The 18740-nt window shown below is 71.2% G+C and carries 20 protein-coding genes; 10 read left to right on the forward strand and 10 right to left on the reverse strand.

Features of this window, described 5'->3' with window-relative positions; all coding sequences use genetic code 11:
* Position 1: 1 nt before the first annotated feature.
* Complete coding sequence (locus AQJ84_RS09525) at positions 2-547, forward strand: hypothetical protein (protein ID WP_053191429.1); 546 nt, start codon at positions 2-4, stop codon at positions 545-547.
* Positions 537-1529, forward strand: a complete 993-nt coding sequence (locus AQJ84_RS09530) for a serine/threonine-protein kinase (protein WP_053191428.1) — start codon at positions 537-539, stop codon at positions 1527-1529. Before AQJ84_RS09525 ends, AQJ84_RS09530 begins: the two co-directional genes overlap by 11 nt.
* 41 nt (positions 1530-1570) lie before the next feature.
* Here AQJ84_RS09530 and AQJ84_RS09535 read toward each other — a convergent pair whose 3' ends face one another.
* Complete coding sequence (locus AQJ84_RS09535; RefSeq protein WP_030045503.1) at positions 1571-2863, reverse strand: streptophobe family protein; 1293 nt, start codon at positions 2861-2863, stop codon at positions 1571-1573.
* A 160-nt stretch (positions 2864-3023) separates the two neighbouring features.
* Here AQJ84_RS09535 and AQJ84_RS09540 point away from each other — a divergent pair, with 160 nt between their 5' ends.
* Both AQJ84_RS09540 and AQJ84_RS09545 read left to right on the forward strand, forming a co-directional pair.
* Positions 3024-4232 carry a DUF6777 domain-containing protein gene (locus AQJ84_RS09540; protein ID WP_079022666.1) on the forward strand — a complete coding sequence of 403 codons (1209 nt, stop codon included), beginning with the start codon at positions 3024-3026 and terminating at the stop codon, positions 4230-4232.
* Between the two features lie 145 nt (positions 4233-4377).
* A complete protein-coding gene (locus AQJ84_RS09545) occupies positions 4378-4833 on the forward strand; it encodes an ATP-binding protein (RefSeq protein ID WP_030045507.1) in 456 nt (151 codons plus the stop codon).
* A 112-nt stretch (positions 4834-4945) separates the two neighbouring features.
* On the opposite strand, the gene AQJ84_RS09550 is transcribed toward AQJ84_RS09545, so the two are convergent.
* A complete protein-coding gene (locus AQJ84_RS09550; protein WP_030045509.1) occupies positions 4946-5836 on the reverse strand; it encodes an RNA polymerase sigma factor SigF in 891 nt (296 codons plus the stop codon).
* 295 nt (positions 5837-6131) lie between these two features.
* Here AQJ84_RS09550 and AQJ84_RS44945 point away from each other — a divergent pair, with 295 nt between their 5' ends.
* Complete coding sequence (locus tag AQJ84_RS44945) at positions 6132-6551, forward strand: helix-turn-helix domain-containing protein (RefSeq protein WP_030045510.1); 420 nt, start codon at positions 6132-6134, stop codon at positions 6549-6551.
* Between the two features lie 24 nt (positions 6552-6575).
* Here AQJ84_RS44945 and AQJ84_RS09560 read toward each other — a convergent pair whose 3' ends face one another.
* The 3 genes from AQJ84_RS09560 to AQJ84_RS09570 form a co-directional block, all read right to left on the reverse strand.
* Entirely contained in the window at positions 6576-7178 is a 603-nt protein-coding gene (locus AQJ84_RS09560; protein ID WP_053191423.1) for a ClpP family protease, read from the reverse strand.
* Between the two features lies 1 nt (position 7179).
* Complete coding sequence (locus AQJ84_RS09565; RefSeq protein WP_030045512.1) at positions 7180-7818, reverse strand: ATP-dependent Clp protease proteolytic subunit; 639 nt, start codon at positions 7816-7818, stop codon at positions 7180-7182.
* Between the two features lie 128 nt (positions 7819-7946).
* Positions 7947-9158 (reverse strand): epoxide hydrolase family protein, encoded by a 1212-nt coding sequence (locus tag AQJ84_RS09570; RefSeq protein WP_030045513.1) that lies wholly within the window; start codon positions 9156-9158, stop codon positions 7947-7949.
* Positions 9159-9279: 121 nt separating this feature from the next.
* On the opposite strand from AQJ84_RS09570, the gene AQJ84_RS09575 reads away from it, so the two are divergent.
* Positions 9280-9762, forward strand: a complete 483-nt coding sequence (locus AQJ84_RS09575; RefSeq protein ID WP_030045514.1) for a VOC family protein — start codon at positions 9280-9282, stop codon at positions 9760-9762.
* Positions 9763-9766: 4 nt separating this feature from the next.
* Here the strand turns inward: AQJ84_RS09575 and AQJ84_RS09580 are convergent, their stop codons facing one another.
* Positions 9767-10675, reverse strand: coding sequence for an SGNH/GDSL hydrolase family protein (locus AQJ84_RS09580; RefSeq protein ID WP_030045515.1), 909 nt, complete (start codon positions 10673-10675; stop codon positions 9767-9769).
* 238 nt (positions 10676-10913) lie between these two features.
* On the opposite strand from AQJ84_RS09580, the gene AQJ84_RS09585 reads away from it, so the two are divergent.
* Positions 10914-11714, forward strand: coding sequence for a VOC family protein (locus tag AQJ84_RS09585; protein ID WP_078632485.1), 801 nt, complete (start codon positions 10914-10916; stop codon positions 11712-11714).
* A 31-nt stretch (positions 11715-11745) separates the two neighbouring features.
* The gene (locus AQJ84_RS09590) at positions 11746-12450 is read left to right on the forward strand and encodes a ribonuclease H family protein (protein WP_030045517.1); all 705 of its coding nucleotides are present in this window, start codon (positions 11746-11748) and stop codon (positions 12448-12450) included.
* Between the two features lie 50 nt (positions 12451-12500).
* Here the strand turns inward: AQJ84_RS09590 and AQJ84_RS09595 are convergent, their stop codons facing one another.
* From AQJ84_RS09595 to melC1, 3 genes are all read right to left on the reverse strand, one after another.
* Complete coding sequence (locus AQJ84_RS09595; RefSeq protein ID WP_030045518.1) at positions 12501-12953, reverse strand: SRPBCC family protein; 453 nt, start codon at positions 12951-12953, stop codon at positions 12501-12503.
* A 91-nt stretch (positions 12954-13044) separates the two neighbouring features.
* Positions 13045-13869, reverse strand: coding sequence for a tyrosinase MelC2 (gene melC2 / locus AQJ84_RS09600; protein WP_030045519.1), 825 nt, complete (start codon positions 13867-13869; stop codon positions 13045-13047).
* Positions 13870-13900: 31 nt separating this feature from the next.
* Positions 13901-14275 (reverse strand): apotyrosinase chaperone MelC1, encoded by a 375-nt coding sequence (gene melC1 / locus AQJ84_RS09605; RefSeq protein ID WP_053191421.1) that lies wholly within the window; start codon positions 14273-14275, stop codon positions 13901-13903.
* 347 nt (positions 14276-14622) lie between these two features.
* Here melC1 and AQJ84_RS09610 point away from each other — a divergent pair, with 347 nt between their 5' ends.
* Positions 14623-15840 (forward strand): FAD-dependent monooxygenase, encoded by a 1218-nt coding sequence (locus tag AQJ84_RS09610; RefSeq protein ID WP_030045521.1) that lies wholly within the window; start codon positions 14623-14625, stop codon positions 15838-15840.
* A gap of 14 nt (positions 15841-15854) precedes the next feature.
* On the opposite strand, the gene AQJ84_RS09615 is transcribed toward AQJ84_RS09610, so the two are convergent.
* Complete coding sequence (locus tag AQJ84_RS09615; RefSeq protein WP_053191419.1) at positions 15855-17582, reverse strand: cholesterol oxidase substrate-binding domain-containing protein; 1728 nt, start codon at positions 17580-17582, stop codon at positions 15855-15857.
* Positions 17583-17751: 169 nt separating this feature from the next.
* On the opposite strand from AQJ84_RS09615, the gene AQJ84_RS09620 reads away from it, so the two are divergent.
* Positions 17752-18735: an aldo/keto reductase gene (locus AQJ84_RS09620; protein WP_030045523.1), complete on the forward strand. Its 984-nt coding sequence runs from the start codon at positions 17752-17754 to the stop codon at positions 18733-18735.
* Positions 18736-18740 lie beyond the last annotated feature (5 nt).

An 18740-nucleotide genomic window follows, 5' to 3' on the forward strand; every position in this document is an offset into this window, starting at 1 on the left:
GATGACGACCCCCGGATTCCGGCCCACCCACGTCGTCCCGCAGGACGGGATGCCTGCCTGGGAGGTTCCCGACCCCACCCGGCCCACCGTGCCCCTCGACGCGCTGCTGCCCGTCCAGCTCGCCGAACGACGCGGTGACTGGGCGTACGTCCTGTGCGCCAACGGCTGGTCCGCCTGGGTCGACGGCCGCCGACTGGTCGCCGTACCCCAGGACCCGCCGCTCGCCGACGGCCCTCTCACCCGCGCCGCCGACCCCCGCCCCCTGCTCGCCCGCGCCGAACAGGCCCTGGCCCGCTACCGGGCCGCCGTCGAGGAACTCGCGGCCGGCGGGCTGGCGGGCGAGGCCTTCCGGGGGCGTACCCGGGGCCTGCGGCTCGGCGTCGTCGTGGACGGGGAGTCGATGTGGCTGTACGACGCCGAGCAGGGCCGGTGGGCGTACGCGGACGGGGCACGCCTGAGCACCTACGCCACGGACGACGGGCCCCGCGCCGCGGCCGGGGAGGCCGGACACGCCCCCACCCAGGTCGTGAGCCCCGATGGCGCGTGAAGCGAGCCTCTTCTCGGGGCGGCCCTCCGAGCTGGTCGGCAAGCAGGTTGCCGGCTACCGCCTCGAACACGAGATCGGCCGGGGCGGCATGGCCGTCGTCTACCGCGCCCGGGACCTGCGCCTGGACCGGACCGTCGCCCTCAAACTGCTCGCCCCCGAACTCGCCCGCAACGACACCTTCCGCCGGCGCTTCACCCACGAGTCCCGGGTGGCCGCCGCCATCGACCATCCGCACATCGTGCCGGTCTTCGAGGCGGGCGAGACCGACGGCGTCCTGTACATCGCGATGCGGTACGTCTCCGGCAGCGATCTGCGCCACCTCCTGGACCGCGACGGCCCCCTGCCGCTCGCCACCGCGGTCCGTATCGCCGCGCAGGTCGCCTCCGCGCTGGACGCGGCCCACGAAAACGGCCTGGTCCACCGGGACGTGAAACCCGGCAACATCCTGGTGGCCCGCGGCACCGACAGCGACCACCCCGAGCACGTGTACCTGACCGACTTCGGCCTGACGAAGAAGTCCCTGTCCCTCACCGGATTCACCTCGGTCGGCCAGTTCGTCGGCACCCTGGACTACGTGGCCCCCGAGCAGATCTCCGGCCGCCCCGTTGACGGCCGCTGCGACGTCTACGGCTTCGCCTGCGTCGTCTACGAGACCCTCGCGGGCCGCCCGCCCTTCCGGCGCGACGACGACATGGCCCTGCTCTGGGCCCACCAGTACGACGAGCCGCCCCCGCTGACAGGGGAGCGCCCCGACCTCGACGAGCACCTCGACCCCGTCTTCGCCAAAGCGCTCGCGAAGAGCCCCGAGGAACGCCACGACTCCTGCCTCGCCTTCGTCGCGGCCCTGCGCACCGCCGCAACCGGCGTCGCTCCGGCCACCGGCCACCCGCCGACGGAGGTGGACCTGCGGGTCGTGGAGAGGGAGGAGGGGCAGCCCGCGCCGCCACCGGCCTGGGCCGCACCGGTCTTCGGACGGGGATGACGCCGGTGGGCCACCGGCTCACCGGCGACTGGCGCGCCGGCTCACTCACTCGACGACGGTGTCCGGCCGTTTCCGGCCGCGCCCCGGCGCCGTACCGGTCTGGCCAGCAGTGCGCCCAGGAAGCCGGTGGCCAGGCCCCACAGCAGGGCCAGGCCGACCGCCGTCCAGATCTCGGGCCTGAGGAACAGGTCGCCGCCCAGGTCGCCGCCGAGGTCGCCGATGCCGAGGACGGACAGACCGTAGTGCGCGGAGATCCGGCCGACCAGGCAGATCATCAGCACCGTCAGCGCGAGGGCCACCGCCATGTGCACGGCGTGCTGCCACGCACGCATCCGGGCCGGCGAGCGCGCGGCCATGACGAAGGCGGCGGCCGTCAGCAGCACCGCGTTCACCACCAGGAGCCACCACACCCTGCCGTCCTGTTCCGCGAGCGTGCCCAGATTGAGCGTGGCGGTGTCCGAGGAGCGCAGCACCTCGTCGAGCACGTGCGGCATCGGCAGCCCGAAGGGCCCCTCGACGCGGCCGTTCCAGGTGGCGCCGAGGCCGATCGTCAGGGTGAGCCACACGAGGTTCGGCATGCCGAGCAGGATCACCGCCAGGGTCTCGGCCGCATGGCCCCGGGTCACTGCGACGACGAGGGCGACGAGCACGCCCAGGGCCACGTAGGTGAGCAGCAGCACGACCATGGCGTACGCGGCGGGCCGCACCGACGCCTGAAACCGCAGCAGCCGACCGGGCAGCGGCGCCCCGCGTGACACCAGTACGGCAAGCACCAGTACTCCGGTCATCCACAGCAGCCCGAAGAACAGCGTCGGCGGCACATCCGTGGTGAACCCGACCTTCGGCGACACGCCGAACAGGTCACCGAGGTCGCTCACCGTTCCCTCACCGAGGGAGAGCGCGAAGGTCTGCCGGGCCGTGAGAGCCAGACCGAGCTGGGCGAGCAGCCACAGTACGGCGATCCGCGCCGCCCACCCGGCGAGTTCCCCGGCGCTCGCGACCGCCCGGTGCCGAAGGGGCCGCAGAAAGCCCGCCCCGAGCACCAGCGCACCGACCAGCGTCACCGAGAGCGGGATGACGGTGAGCCCCGCCTTCGTGTCGGCGAGCTCACCGGCGTTCCCCGACAGCTCGATCGTGCCGCCGACCGCCGTGACCACGGTCGCCGCCACGACCCGGGGGAACGCGTTGTCGGGAAGGTCCCCGGCCCCGGCCGCCCACAGCCCCAGGCCGGCGACCACCCCCATGGCGATCAGCGCGGCCAGAACGACGGTCAGCGCCTGCACCCAGCCGTGGCGGGCGAGGACTGCCTGGTCGGAGCGGGTTCGGACACTCACCCTGCCACGCTAAGCAGCGCCCGTGCGCCGCGCCCGCCGGGAGAGCCGTCCGCGTCGGCTTGCGGGCGGCACCGCACCGGAGCACACAATGGGATGTTGAGGAAATAAGCGGAAGTACCTACACAAAAGACGCTGGAATCCCCGTCGGGAAGAAGAGCTCGTGAGCGTCGAACCGCCGTCCTCCGGCCGACCCACAGGACCCCCCTCCGGACCTCTGTCAGGCCCCTCCCAGCCGCCCTCGGGCCCACCCTCGCAACCTCCGGGCGGGGGCGGAGCGCACGCGCCGGAACCGGGCCGCCCCTGGTGGCAGTCCGCGCCCCGCGTAGCCGTCGTGTCCATGCTGGTGGTGGCCGCGGTGGTCCTCGCGGTCGTCTTCACCCGCCCCGACGGCGGCTCGGGCAGCAGCGCGGGCGGCAGCGGGGGCGGGGAGGTCTTCCTCCAGGCGGCGGGCAAGACCGGCCCGGACCCGTTCACCGAGTCGTCGGCGACGGACAGCTCCGCCCCGCCGGCCTCCGCACCCGCGACCACACGGTCGGCGCCCGCCAACGCGGTACGGAGCGTCGACGGCGGGGCCCCCGGCCTCTACGGCGGTACCCGCAACGTCGCCAGCTGTGACGTGGAGAAACAGATCACCGCACTCCGGGCGACCCCGGCGAAGAACAGGGCGTTCGCCTCCGTGGCCGGCGTCACCCCGTCCGAGGTGCCGGCCTACCTGCGCGCCCTGACCCCACTGCAACTGCGCATGGACACCCGCGTCACCAACCACGGCTACCGCGACGGCGCCGCCACCAGCTACCAGGCGGTCCTGCAGTCCGGCACCGCCGTTCTCGTCGACGGCCGTGGAGTGCCCCGCGTCCGCTGCGCCTGCGGCAACCCGCTCACCCCGCCGGTGGCCCTGCAGACCACGCCCCGCCGCATTGGCGACTCCTGGCCGTCGTACCAGCCCTCGAACGTGGTCGTGGTCGCTCCCGCGCCGCAGGTGGTGAAAGTCTTCGTGATCTACGACCCGGACCGCGGCGACTGGTTCGCCCGGCACCCGGGGGACACCGGCGGGAAGGACAAGAAGGCCAAGCCGCCCAAGCACGGGGTCACACCGTCGACGACCGTGTCCACCCCGAAGTCCCCGTCGTCCGACTCCCCGTCGCCCTGCGTCTCCCTGACCGGGGACCGGACCGGGGTCGGTGGGGCAGATCCCTGCCCGTCGCCCACGTCGACAGCACCGTCCTCGCCGTCGTCGAGCTCCGAATCGCCGTCGTCGTCGAGCTCCCAGCCGCCGTCCTCCAGTTCCCCGCCGCCCTCCTCGGAGTCGTCGAGCCCCGAAGTGGTCACCAGCGAGCCGCCGTCGTCCGAATCCTCACCCGTGCCGTGACCACTCGGACCGTTCGGCCACTACTCGGACCGTTCGGCCACCGCGTAAGCAGTGTCACGGGGACACTGGGACTGTGACGCGCGGCTCGGGGTACGAGGACTGATGCAGCAGCGTCCGGCCAGTCCGGCTTCCGAGAGAGAAACGCATGATCGAGCATCTGGACGGGGCAGTGATACCGACTGGTTTCGACGTGCCCGTGGAACCGCTACGGCGGGCGGCGCACTACACGGGCGAACCGGGATGCATAGCGGAGGCCAGGTCCTTCGCCGCGACGTTCCTCCAGCAGCTCAGGACCGAGTGGTGCGCCGACGTCGCGGCCCGGGCCGAGGACGCGGTGCTTCTGGTGGTGAGCGAGCTGGTCACCAACGCCGACCGGCACAGCAACGGGCCGTACATCCTGGAGCTGGAGGGCACGGACGCCACGGTCGAGGTGATCGTCTACGACAGCAGCGCGGCGCTGCCCCGGCGCTTCCCCAAGGATCCCGAGCGCATCGGGCGGCACGGGCTGGAGATCGTCCACGTGCTGGCGGCCGACCTCGCTGTGGAACGGGTGCCGGTCGGCAAGCGCGTCCGCGCCGTCGTGGACCTCGGGCGCGAGTGACGCGTCTTCTCGTTGTTCGTCTTGTTCGTCGGCGTCTTCTCCGGCCACTCGTCGCGGGTGCCTCCCCACATCGTGTGGGGAGGCACCCGCTCTCGGTGAGTCCGTGTCCGTGTCAGGCGCAGCCCAGCTCGCCCAGCATGCCCTGCCGCAGCCGCGTGATGATCCGCTTGATCAGCCGCGACACGTGCATCTGCGAGCAGCCGAGGCGTTCGCCGATCTCCGCCTGGGTGGCCTCCTCCACGAACCGCATATGGATGATCTGGCGGTCGCGGTCGCTCAGCTCGGCCATGAGCGGAGCCAGTGACTGGAAGTCCTCCACCAGCCGCAGGCCGTTCTCCTCCACACCGATGAAGTCGGCGAGGACCGCCTCGCCGCCCTCGGGCCCGTCACCGGTGAGCGCGGCGTCCAGCGACGAGGAGTTGTAGCCGTTCGAGGCGATCTGCGCCTCGACGACCTCGTTCTCCGGGATGTTCATCAGGGTGGCGAGCTCGGCGACGGTCGGATCGCGGTCCAGGCGGCTGGCGAGCTCCTCACGGGCCTTGGCCAGCTCCACGCGCAGCTCCTGGAGCCGGCGCGGCACGTGCACCGCCCACGTGGTGTCGCGGAAGAACCGCTTGATCTCGCCCACGATGTAGGGCAGCGCGAACGACGTGAACTCGACCTCGCGGCTCAGCTCGAAGCGGTCGATGGCCTTGATCAGACCGATCATCCCGGTCTGGACGATGTCCTCCATGTCGTCGCCGCGACCGCGGAAACGGCCGGCCGCGAAGCGCACGAGGGACATGTTCATCTCGATCAGGGTGTTGCGCGCGTACTGGTACTCGTGCGTCCCCTCCTCGAGTTCGGTCAGGCGACGAAAGAACTGGCGGGACAGCTGCCGCGCGTCGCGCGGCGCCACGGTCCGCGGGTTGTCGACTCCAGGCAGCGGTCCGTCACCCGTCGTCCTGGTCCTGGCGGTCTGTTCGACGACCTTGGCCTCCGACCGGATCACGGCGGTGTCCATTACCTCTCCCACAAAGTCACGGCTCGACGTCTGCCTCTTCGGCCTGGGTTGTATCGGGTCCTGCTTCGGGTGCGCGGATTGCGGGTACCCGAACGGCGGCAACGTATGCACGTAGAACTAAACCGAACGGGTTCTTCTTCGTAGCGCGTACCCGGACTGTGACGACCCATGCCTCCTCTGTGGCCGCGCGGCGCGACATCGGTGGCGACGAGGATCAAGACGAACCACTGACGATTCCACCCAGGGCGGAATGCCCGCCCCTTCCCCTGAAGTCCAGGAAAACTAGGCTGAAGCGGTGAGCAGCCAAGCGACGAACCAAGCCCGCGTGATCCCCCTGCGCCCGCAGAGCGCACGCCCGGGGACCGCCCGCCCGGCGTCCGAACGCCCCGCCACCGCGCCTCCCGAACCCGCCGGCAGGGAACCCCTCTGGCGTGACCTGGTCGGAGACGTCCTGCGCCGCGAGCGCCTCGCCCAGGAGCGCACGCTCAAGGACGTGGCCGACGCCGCCCGGATCTCCATGCCGTACCTCTCGGAAGTGGAGCGCGGCCGCAAGGAGGCCTCCTCGGAGGTCCTCGCGGCCGCGGCGCACGCCCTGGGCCTCGGCCTCGGCGACCTGCTGTCGCTGACGCAGGGCGAGCTGGCCCGCCGGACCTCGGCGGTCCGCGGCCGCGGCCGGTCCGCGGCGCCCTACGACGGGCTCTGCCTCGCCGCCTGACGCGACCCGCCGGCAGCCGGCGCCTCAGACCCTCGCGAGGCGCCGGCTCACCACCTCGTCGGCCAGCCCGTACGCCACCGCCTCCGCGGCGGTGAACACCTTGTCGCGGTCCATGTCCGCGCGCAGCGCCGCGACGTCCCGGCCGGTGTGCCGCGCCAGCACCTCCTCCACCTGGGAGCGGATCCGCACCATCTCCTTGGCCTGCAGGGCGAGATCGGACACCGTGCCCTGCCGTCCGCCGCTGGCCGGCTGCCCCAGCAGCACCCGCGCGTGCTCGAGGACGAACCGCCGCCCCGGATCCCCTCCCGCCAGCAGTACGGCCGCCGTCGAGGCCGCCTGTCCGACGCAGAACGTTGAGATCGGCGCCTGCACGTACGTCATCGTGTCGTAGATCGCCATCAGCGAAGTGAACGATCCGCCGGGGGAGTTGATGTAGATCGCGATCTCGTTGTCCGGCGCCGACGACTCCAGATGGAGGAGTTGCGCGATGACGACGTTGGCGACACCGTCGTCGATCTCGGTGCCGAGGAAGATGATCCGCTCCGACAGCAGGCGGCTGAACACGTCGTACGACCGCTCGCCCTGCGGGGTCCGCTCGACGACGTTCGGAATCGTGTAGGTCCCCACGTCACAGTCCCATCCGTCGTTTCGAGGCGGCCGGGCGGACGTCCTCGAGGGACGTGACGACCCGGTCGACCATGCCGTACTCCAGGGCCTCCTCGGCCGTGAACCAACGGTCGCGGTCGCCGTCGCGGGAGATGGTCTGAGGGCTCTGCCCGGTGTGCTCCGCGGTGATCCGCTCGATGGTCCGCTTGGTGTGCTCCAGGTTCTCCGCCTGGATCTCGATGTCCGCGGTGGTGCCACCGATACCGGCCGACGGCTGGTGCATCATGATCCGCGCGTTGGGGAGCGCGTACCGCTTGCCCGGCGTGCCGACGCTCAGCAGGAACTGGCCCATGCTCGCGGCGAAGCCCATGGCGAGCGTCGAGACGTCGTTCGGGATCAGCCGCATCGTGTCGTAGATGGCCAGGCCCGCGTGCACGGAACCGCCGGGACTGTTGACGTACAGGCTGATGTCGGTGCGCGGGTCCTCGGCGGACAGGATCAGCAGCTGGGCGCAGACCCGGTTCGCGGAGACCTCGTCGACCTGGGTGCCCAGGAGGACGATGCGCCGGCCGAGCAGTTGGGCGGCCAGGTGGTCGTCGAACCGGGTGGGCGGGGTGTCGCCCTCCTCGGCCCGCGGAGCGAGCGTGGCGAGTGGAGTCATCGGTTTCTCCTCGTGGTGGCGGGGATGCCGTCGAGTCCACTCTTGACCGCGGACGGTGCCCGCGGCCGGGTTCTCTGCCCGCGGCAGATTCGCCACGGGCAGAGCGGGCGGCCAAGGCCCCTACCGGGTCAGCGGACGCCCTTGTCACGCAGGTGCCGGAAGAACGCGCGCACGTCGTCCACCAGCAGGTCGGGCTCCTCCATCGCCGCGAAGTGCCCGCCCCGGTCGAGCTCCGTCCAGCGGACGATGTTCTCCGTCCGCTCCGCCTTGTGGCGCAGCGGAATCTGCGGGTCGCCCGGGAAGGACGCCACCGCGGTCGGGGCGGTCGAGGGCTCGTGCGGAGCGGCGATCCGCGCTCCGGTGGCGTGGGCGCGCTCGTAGTAGACGCGGGCGGAGGAACCGGCCGTCCCCGTCAGCCAGTAGAGCATCACGTTCGTGAGCATCAGGTCCCGGTCGACGGCCTCCTCGGGCAGCTCGACGCTGTCCGTCCACTCCCGGAACTTCTCGACGATCCAGGCGAGTTGACCGACCGGCGAGTCGGTGAGCGCGTACGACAGGGTCTGCGGCCGGGTGGACTGCACGTGGAAGTAGCCCGTCCCGTCCCGGAACCACCTGTCCCACCGGTGCCAGGAGGCGAGGGTGCGTTCCCGCTCCTCGGGGCTCAGCGCCAAAAGCTCCTCGGCGGTCGGCTCGGTGGCCGCCTGGGCGCCGGGCAGCAGGTTGAGGTGGATGCCGATGACCCGGTCGGGGTGGACGCGTCCCAGCTCGCGGGAGATCGCGGCGCCCCAGTCGCCGCCCTGCGCGCCGAACCGCTCGTAGCCCAGGCGCGTCATCAGCTCGGCCCACGCGTCGGCGATCCGGCGCGCCTCCCAGCCGGTCTCCCGGGTGGGCCCGGAGAACCCGAAGCCGGGGATGCTCGGCAGCACGACGTGGAAGGCGTCGGCGGGGTCACCCCCGTGGGCCGCCGGGTCCGTCAACGGCCCGACGATGTCGAGGAACTCGACGATCGACCCCGGCCAGCCGTGCGTGATGATCAGCGGGGTGGCGTCGGGTTCGGGGGAGCGGATGTGCGCGAAGTGCACCTGCGCGCCGTCGATCCCGGTCGTGAACTGCGGCCAAGCGTTCAGCCGCGTCTCGGCCGCCCGCCAGTCGTACTCGTGCCGCCAGTACCGCACCAGTTCGCGCAGGTAGTCCGACGGAACGCCGTACGCCCAGCCCACCCCCGGCAGCTCGTCCGGCCACCGGGCCCGGTCGAGGCGGTCGTGCAGGTCGTCCAGGTCGCTCTGCGGTATGTCGATGCGGAAGGGCCGGATGCCGCCGGTGGCGGGCGAAGACGTCATGGTGGCGATGGTAGTTCCGAACGATGTATTGGCCACCTGGATTGGTGGTCGGGCGACCGATGAGTTCCGCGCGTGCGAGCGGTCGACACAGATGACCGCGTTCCACACCCAGGAGGTACTCATGACCACCGACGGATTCACCACGTGTCTCTGGTTCGACGGCCAGGCGGAGGAGGCGGCCCACCACTACGTCTCGGTCTTCAAGAACTCCAGTATCGGCAAGATCGCGCGCTACCCCGAGGGAGCGCCCCAGGCCGCCGGCAGTGTCATGACCGTCGAGTTCACGGCCAACGGCCACAGGTTCCTCGCGCTCAACGGCGGCCCCCAGTTCAAGTTCACCGAGGCGGTCTCCTTCATGATCTTCTGCCAGAGCCAGGACGAGGTCGACCTCTACTGGACCAAGCTCACCGAGGGCGGCGGCGAGCCCGGCCCCTGCGGCTGGCTGAAGGACAGGTACGGCGTGTCCTGGCAGGTCGTCCCCGACCGCCTCGTCGAACTGACCACCGACCCCGACCCGCAGAAGGCCGCCCGCGCGACCCAGGCCATGATGACGATGGGCAAGATCGACATCGCCGCGCTGGAGAAGGCGGCCGCCGGCGGGTGAGCTCCTATTCGCGCAGGCTCTCGCCGACCACCCGCGTGATCTCCCGGGCGATACGCGTGATGCCGGGGGAGCGGACCGGGCAGGGCTTCGGTTCGGCCGTCGTGGGCGCCAGGCAGAAGTGCAGGTAGTCCTTGTCGAGGTGGAGGGCGGTACGGTCCCGGTCGGGCTGGGTGCAGTAGTCCGGGTGCTCGCGCTCGTAGGCGGTGCACGGCAGGTACTGGACCCAGCTCTGACGGGCGCCGGCGGGGCTGACGGTCTTCCCGGCGTCGGCGACGAGGTCGCCCGAGGCGGCGGCCCGCTCCCGGTAGAGGTCGTTCACCCGCCGGATCCGGTCGGGGGTGAGCGGGTCCGGGCCCTGCAGCACCCAGACGACTTTCGGCCGCTTCGCCCCGCCGGCCGTGGCGATCTGCTCGGTGAGCCGCTCGGCGTCGGCGGCGTACCGCTCGAAGTACTCGCCGGGCGAGGCGTTGTGCGTGATCCCGTCCATGCACCAGGTGTAGCCCCAGGCGTTGCCCCAGAACTGCAGGACCACGTAGTCCGGGCGCAGCGAGCGCACCAGGGCGGCCGCCTTGTCCCGGTCCGGTACCAGCGACCGCGCCTTGGTGCCCTCGAGGTAGTCGCACAGCGTGGTCCCCGAGTAGGGGGCACTCGTGTACTTCGCGCGCAGGTCCCGGCGCAGTTCCCGGCCGAGCACCCGCTGGTTCTCCATCGCGAGGGAGTCGCCGAGGTACAGCACGGTGGGCGCCTTCACAGGGGGGCGCTCGGAGGCGGCCGGCCGCCGGTGCTCGGTGGTGGGCGACGAGGCCGGCACGTCGGGCGGGGGAGGCGCCCCCTCCGGACCGGAGGACGGATCCGTGCACGCGCCGAGCATCAGCCCGGCGAGCAGCGTTCCCACGACCCACGCCCTGCGCATCCGACCACTCCCGCCCCGGTCACCGAAACGGCTCCCCAGGCAAGCACAGCCGGGCCCCGGGCGGAAGACCCACGACCGTGGGAGGTGACCTCTTCTGTCCCCTCCGACACGGGCCGGGCCGTTCGACGCGCGGTCCGGCGGGCGCATGGCTAGCGTGAGGAAACGGACCACCGGAAACGCACCACCAGAAACGCACCACCGGAAACGCACCACCCACCGAATCGGAGAGGCCGCAGTCATGGCCGTACAACCTGAGGGAACCCCCTGTTGGGCCGATGCGATGTTCAGCGACGTCGAGGGAGCCAAGAGCTTCTACGGCGACGTCCTGGGCTGGACCTTCGGCGAGTCGTCGTCGGAGTACGGCAACTACACCCAGGCCTACGCGAACGGCAAGGCCGTCGCCGCCGTCGTACCTCCGATGCCGGGCCAGGAGGGGATGTCGCAGTGGTGCCTGTACCTCGCCTCCCCGGACGCGGCGGCCACGGCCGGCAGGATCCGTGAGAACGGTGGCGAGGTACTGATGGGGCCGATGCAGGTCGGCGACTTCGGCACCATGTGCCTGGCCCGCGACCCCAGCGGCGTCGTCTTCGGCGTGTGGCAGGCGGGCGTCCACGAGGGGTTCGAGGCACCGCCGGAGCAGCCCGGCGCGTTCTGCTGGGCCGAGGTCTTCACCCGCGAGCCCGAGAAGTCCGACGCGTTCTTCCCGGCCGTCTTCCCGTACACCGCGAAGCAGATGCAGGACGACGGGGTCGACTTCCGCCTCTTCGAGGTGGACGGCGACATGATCCTCGGCCGGATGAGGATGACGGACGAGTTCCCGCCCGAGGTGCCGCCCTATATCAACGTCTACTTCGCCGTCGACGACTGTGACGAGGCCGTCTCGCGGGCCACCAAGCTCGGCGGCGTGCTCCGGTTCGGCCCCATGGACACCCCGTTCGGCCGGTTCGCCGCGATCAGCGACCCCCAGGGCGCGAGTTTCTCGGTGATCGACGTCTCGAAGACCGAGGGAGAGATGCCGCAGCTCACGGACGTCTCCTGAGCGACGTCCGGACGCCCCGCGCGGCCATGGCATGATCGGGCGCATGCGTGAACGTGTGGTGGCCGCGTGCGACGGGGCTTCGAAGGGAAATCCGGGACCGGCGGCCTGGGCCTGGGTCGTCGCGGACGATGCGGAGACACCGGACCGCTGGGAGGCCGGGCCACTGGGCAAGGCCACCAACAACGTCGCCGAACTGACCGCGCTGGAGCGCCTGCTGGCGTCGACCGACCCCGGCGTACCGCTCGAGATCCGGATGGACTCGCAGTACGCCATGAAGGCCGTCACCACCTGGCTGCCCGGCTGGAAGCGCAACGGCTGGAAGACCTCCGCCGGCAAGCCGGTCGCCAACCAGGAGCTGGTCGTGCGCATCGACGAACTGCTCGACGGCCGCTCGGTCGAGTTCCGCTACGTGCCCGCCCACCAGGTGGACGGTGACCCGCTCAACGACTTCGCCGACCGGGCTGCCAGCCAGGCGGCGACCGCGCAGGAGGCGGCGGGCAGCGAGCTGGGTTCCCCCGAGCCGCCGCCCGCCCCCGACGCGCCGGCCGCGCGAGCCCCGCGCAAGCGGCCCGGCGGTTCGAAACCGTCGGGCGGTCGCGGCGGCGCCGCCCGCACGATCAACGCGAAGTTCCCCGGCCGCTGTCTGTGCGGGCGCACCTACGCGGCCGGGGAACCCATCGCCAAGAACGATCAGGGCTGGGGCCACCCGGAGTGCCGCACGGCGGCGGCCGGGTAGCCCGCGCGGGCGCGGGCCGGATCACCGCGCCCGCGGCACGGCTGTGCCGGTCAGATCACCGCGCCGCGCCACCCGCCGGTCTCCTGGCCGCGCTCCTCGATGTACTTCTTGAAGCGCTCCAGGTCACCCTTGGCCTGCCGCGTCACGAACCCGAGCTTGTCGCCGACCTTCTCGGTGATGGTGTCCGGATGGAAGTCCATCTGCAGCATCACCTTGGTGTGGCTCTCGTCGAGCCGGTGGAAGGTGACCGCACCGGCCTGCTTGGCCTCCCCGGCGATGGTCGTCCACGCGACCCGCTCGTCCGGGATCTGTTCCGTGATCTCCGCGTCGAACTCCTTGTGCACGCCGTTCACGTTGGTCACCCAGTGGGTGAGGGTGTCGGTGCGCTGTTCGATGCGCTCCACCCCGCTCATGAACTCGGGGAAGGTCTCGAACTGCGTCCACTGGTTGTAGGCCGTGTGCACCGGGACGGAGACCTCGATGGATTCCTCGACCTTCGACAAGGGATTTCCCTCCTTCGTCTTCATGGGGACTTCGGGTGTTGTGGCGCGCGGGTACCGCGTGACCTGCGGGGCAAACCCCGTCGGCGATAGGTCAGTCGGTGTCGAACGTGTAGTGGACGGTGTGGTCCAGCAGGTCCGCGGGACGCGTGTCGTGCCACGGCTTCATGGTCTCGCCGAGGTCGACCACGTCCGGCGTCCCGGCGGTCGGCACATAACCCGACCCGGGGTGCCTGCGCTGCCACTCGGCCCACAGCTTGTCGACGTACGCGTGGTGCAGCCAGAACACCGGGTCGTTGGGGGAGGCACCGGTGGCCATCTGGCCGCCGACCCAGACGTGGACCCGGTTGTGCAGGTTGACGCCCCGCCAGCCCTCCAGATGGTTGCGGAAACCGTCCGACGCGCTGTTCCAGGGGGCCATGTCGTACGTCGGTATGGACAGGACGGACTCCACCTCGGCCCGCGTCGGAAGCTCCCGCACCCCGGTGCCGAGCGAACGCCGCAGGTAGGTACGGCCGTCGATGCGGACGCTGATCGGCCAGGCGCCGGAGTCGGCGGCGAAGGGCCCGTCCGTCACCCGCCCGTCCCGGCTGCGCCCGGTGCCGCCCAGGAAGTCCGGCGCCCACAGCGAGGACCGCGTCGAACGGTCACTGCTCCAGTCCCAGTACGGCAGCGCGACCGACGGGTCCACCGACTGCAGGGCACGCTCGAACTCCAGGAGGAATCTGCGGTGCCAGGGCAGGAACGACGGCGAACGGTGCCCGGTGCGTTCCCCGTTGTCGGTGTCGCCCACGATGAAGGCGTTGTGCGTGGTGACGAAGGCGTCGTAGCGGCCACTGCGCTTGAGCTCCAGGACGGCGGCGACGAAACGGCGCTTCTCGTCAGCGGTCAGGGTCGCCTGGTTCTTGCGGACGGTCATGTGCGGGTCTCCAAGGGAGGTGCGGGGCAGGTCAGTTGGCGGGGAAGGGCATCAGTGCGGCGCCCTGCAGTTCGTCGACGGCGGCGCGGGCGGCGGCACGCGGGGTGGCGACCGGGTCGTAGTGGCTGACGACGCTGATCCAGCTGCCGTCGGCGTTGCGCATGACGTGCAGTTCCACCCCGTCGATGAACACGGCGTAGCCGGTGCCGTGGTGATGACCGCCGCCGGCGGAGGGGCGCCCCACTATTCGGCGGCCCTTGTAGACCTCGTCGAAGGAGGCGGGCGCGCCGTGGTGGGAGTGAGGGTCGGCGGCGAACGCGCCCTGTGCGGCGGCGGCCTGGGTTCCGGCCGCCGTGGCGAGGGCGGCCGCGGCGGCGAGTGCCCGGCGGCGACTGAGTTCGGGCATGGGGGACCTCCTGGGATGCGGGAAATGCTCGGTTACGACTCCGCATGCCTATCGGTCGGGTGGAGAGCGGGAGAAATCCCCCGAGGCCGGTTGGCTCCGATCCAGACAATTACCCACATGTCATACAAGATTGAACAAAGTTGATCTTGCTTCGGGAGGGCTCGTCCCGCCCCGGAAGGGGGAATTCCTTCTCGCGGCAGCCGCGTTCTCGATGGTCTTTGGCGTACGGGCGGGGCGCCCGTGGCGTGGCTCACCTGCTGAAAGTGGCGTGATCGGGAAGGCCGTCGACGACATCCCCCGCCTGCTACCCTGCGTTGCCAATCAACCGCTTTGAGTAACCGTCAGGAGTGCGTGTGAAGGTCGCCTGCGTCGGCGGCGGGCCCGCCGGCCTGTATCTCTCGATCCTGCTGAAACGACAGGACCCGTCCCACGACATCACCGTCCACGAACGCGACCAGGAAGGCTCCACCTACGGCTGGGGAGTGACGTACTGGCGTGGACTGCTGGACAAACTGCACACGTACGACCCCGAATCGGCCCGCGCCCTGGAGGAGCACTCGGTCCGCTGGAGCGAGGGCGTCGCGCACGTCCGGGACCTGGCGACCCGGCACCGCGGTGACGAGGCCTTCGGCATCGGCCGGCACCGCCTCCTGGAGATCCTCGCCGGACGGGCCCGATCCCTGGGCGTACGGCTGGAGTTCGCGCACGAGATCACGGACGGGAACCTCCCCGAGGCCGACCTCGTCGTGGCGGCCGACGGCGTGCACAGCGCGCTGCGCACCCGGCACGCCGACCACTTCGGCAGCGAGATCAGGACCGGGCGCAACCGCTACATCTGGCTCGGCACCACCCAGGTCTTCGACGCCTTCACCTTCGCGTTCGTCGAGACCGACCACGGCTGGATCTGGTGCTACGGCTACGCCTTCGGCCCCGAGCGCAGCACCTGCGTCGTCGAGTGCGCGCCGGAGACCTGGAGCGGCCTGGGCCTCGACGAGGCGAACGAGGCCGACGGTCTCGCCGTACTGGAGAAGCTCTTCGCCGACGTACTGGACGGCCACCCCCTGATCGGCCGCTCCTCGGACCGGGCCGACGCCCAGTGGCTGAACTTCCGCACGCTCACCAACCGCACCTGGCACCGCGGCAACCTGGTGCTGCTCGGCGACGCGGCCCACACCACCCACTACTCCGTCGGCGCCGGCACCACCCTCGCGCTGGAGGACGCGGTCGCCCTGGCCGGCGCCCTGGGCGAGCACGCCGAACTACCGCGCGCCCTCGCCCACTACGAGCGCGAGCGGAGGTCGCAGCTGCTGTCGATCCAGAGCGCCGCCCGCTACAGCGCCCAGTGGTACGAGAACCTGCCGCGCTACATCAGCCTGCCCCCGGACCAGATGTTCGCCCTGCTCGGGCAGCGCCACTCGCCTCTGCTGCCCCACGTACCGCCCCGGTTGTACTACCGGATCGACAGGGCGGCCGGGCAGCTGGAGGCGCTGCGCAGGTTCAAGCGCTGGCTCGGACCGAAGGTGGCACGGACCGTGCACGCCAGGGCGCTGGCCTCCCGCAAGTAGCCACGCGCCACGCGCTAGCGGAACAACCGGTCGAGGAAGCCGTTGCCGAGGACGCGATGCGGGTCGAGCCGGTCCAGCGTCCCGGCCGCCTGCCCCCAGGCGGACTCACCGAACGAGGCGGGCACCACCGTGCCGATCACCTCCTCGTCGCTCCACACCGCCTCGTCCGTGTACGCCCACCCCTTGGACCACTCGACCCGGGTGAGGGCGTGCCCGCCGTCGTAGGCGTCCAGCAGGAACAGCTCGATCTCGCGCAGGAACATCTCCGCGTACGGGGTGCCGGGCAGGGTGAGGACGTCCAGCCACACGGCCGTGTCCCACTCGGGGTGTTCCTCGCTCGGCCGCAGCGCCGACAGCAGCGGGGCGCGGGCGCCCACCAGGTCCGCGTCGGCCGGTTCGTCGAGGCCGGTCACCCTGATCTCGACGGTGCCGTTGACCGGGAAGCGACCCCGGGCCGCGTACGCCGTCAGCCGCTCGCGGTAGTGGGAGGTGAACTCGGACACCACCCGCTGCACCTGGTCCCGGGTGGTCAGCACCGCGTACCCGTTGGCCGTCACCCGCAGCGTCGTCGGCTTCAGGTACAGCAGGGTGTTCTTGGAGGGCCCCCAGATGTCGGCGGACAGCGTCGCCACCAGTCCGAGCGCGGCCGTGTCGTACTGCGCGTTGCCGAGCACCGGCGCCAGGTACCAGGCCGCGTCCGACACCATCCGCCCCGCCAGGTCCGCCACCAGGGTCGGGACGTTGTCGGAGAACGGGTAGTTGTACGGCGACGTGACGCGCCGTGAGGTGAGCGGTTTCGTGGGGGAGACGCTCCACACCTTCAGCCAGGGGAACTCGGTGAAGGCGAACCAGATCGCCTCGACCCGCCCGGACTCCTCCAGGTAGCTCGCGAACGTCCGTCCTTCCTCCCCGGGTGCCGCGAACAGCTCACCCGCGGGAATGTCCACCCGGCTCACACAGCGCAGGTTGGTGTTCGCCCCCACCCGCAGCACCACCTCGGTGACCAGGGTCCGCCCGAGATGGGTGAGCAGAGCCGCGCAGTCCGCCTCGTCGCGGTGGAAGGTCCGCAGGACGTAGGCGCCGCCGTCCTCGTCCCACACCACCGCCGTCAGCGACAGCACCAGATTGCTGAGCGAGCCGTACGTGTGCCCGGGCAGCCGCCGCTCACCCTCGGCCGGTACGGCGGTGCCGTGCGCGTCGACGGCCAGGGCACCGCCGAGCGTGAGGTCACCGGGAGCGGGCGCCGCCGTGACGCCGAGCCCGTGCCCCTCCAGATAGGTGAGCAGCGCCTCCATGGTGACGCCCGTGCCGGCCCGGACGGACGAGGCGGACTCCAGGGCCAGGCCGGTGAGACGGGAGGCGGTGTCGACGAGGAGGACCCGCGCGTCCGAGGGCGTCCCCTCCTCGACCGTCAGTGGCGACCAGCCGTGCGAGGATCCCCGCGGCCGTACCGTCCAGCCGTGCCGCCAGGCCCAGTTGACGACGGCGGCCGCCTGCTCGCCGTTCTCCGGCGCGCAGGCCCACAGCCCGTCGGCGGTGATCTCGCCGACCCAGTTGCGGTACGCCGAGCGGTACAGGGCGACAGCCGCCGGGAAGTCCGGCAACTCCGCGGCGGCGACGGCCGGATCGGCGGCCAGCAGCACGGGCACTGCGGCCAGGGCGGCGGCGGAGCGGAGGAAGCCGCGGCGGGTCCAGGACGGGTCCTGCGGGTCTTCCGCACCTACGCGGTCTGCCGGTGGCACCGGAGGGAAGTTGCTTGCTGAACGATCAGTCACGTGGTCACGCTAGGCGCCGGTTGACACGTGCATGTCTTCCCTGGAGTCTTATCACTCGTGTGAGTGAATGACGCGCCGGTGTCGGGTCGGAGCGGCCGGTTCCGCGCGAGGTGGTGCCGGGTGACAGACTGACGCCATGGACGAGCGCACATTCGGTAGGTCGCAGCAGCACGCATCCGTCGTCGGCCTCGGCACCTGGCAGCTGGGTGCCGACTGGGGAGACGTCGACGACAAGGAAGCCCTGACGGTGCTGGAGACGGCGGCCGAGTCGGGGGTCACCTTCTTCGACACGGCCGACGTGTACGGCGACGGACGCAGCGAGCAGACCATCGCCGCCTTCCTCAGCGGCCGGCCCGACCTGCATGTGCTGGTCGCCACGAAGATGGGTCGCCGCGTCGACCAGATCCCGGAGAACTACGTCCTGGACAACTTCCGGGAGTGGAACGACCGTTCGCGCCGCAACCTCGGCGTCGACCGCCTCGACCTGGTCCAGCTGCACTGCCCGCCGACTCCCGTGTACTCCACCGACGAGGTGTTCGACGCCCTGGACACCCTCGTCGAGGAGGAGCGCGTCGCCGCCTACGGCGTCAGCGTGGAGACCTGCCAGGAGGCGCTGACCGCGATCGCCCGGCCGGGCGTGGCGAGCGTCCAGATCATCCTGAACCCGTTCCGGATGAAGCCCCTGCTTGAGGTGCTGCCCGCGGCCAGGGAGGCGGGCGTCGGCATCATCGCGCGTGTGCCGCTCGCCTCGGGCCTGCTGTCCGGCAAGTACACCAAGGACACCGTCTTCCCGGAGAACGACCACCGCACCTACAACCGCCACGGCGAGTCCTTCGACCAGGGCGAGACCTTCTCCGGCGTCGACTACACGACCGGCGTCGAGGCGGCCGCGGAGTTCGCCGCGCTCGCCCCCGAGGGCTACACCCCGGCCCAGCTGGCGCTGCGCTGGATCATCCAGCAGCCCGGCGTGACCACGGTGATCCCGGGCGCCCGCTCGCCCGAACAGGCGCGCGCCAACGCCGCCGCCGCCAAGCTGCCGGAGCTCTCGGAGGCGACGCTCAGCGCGATCCGTGAGCTGTACGAGCGGCGGATCAAGGACCAGGTGGAGGGCCGCTGGTAGCCCGA

Origin of the sequence: Streptomyces resistomycificus, assembly GCF_001514265.1 — a bacterium.
Lineage (GTDB): Bacteria > Actinomycetota > Actinomycetes > Streptomycetales > Streptomycetaceae > Streptomyces > Streptomyces resistomycificus.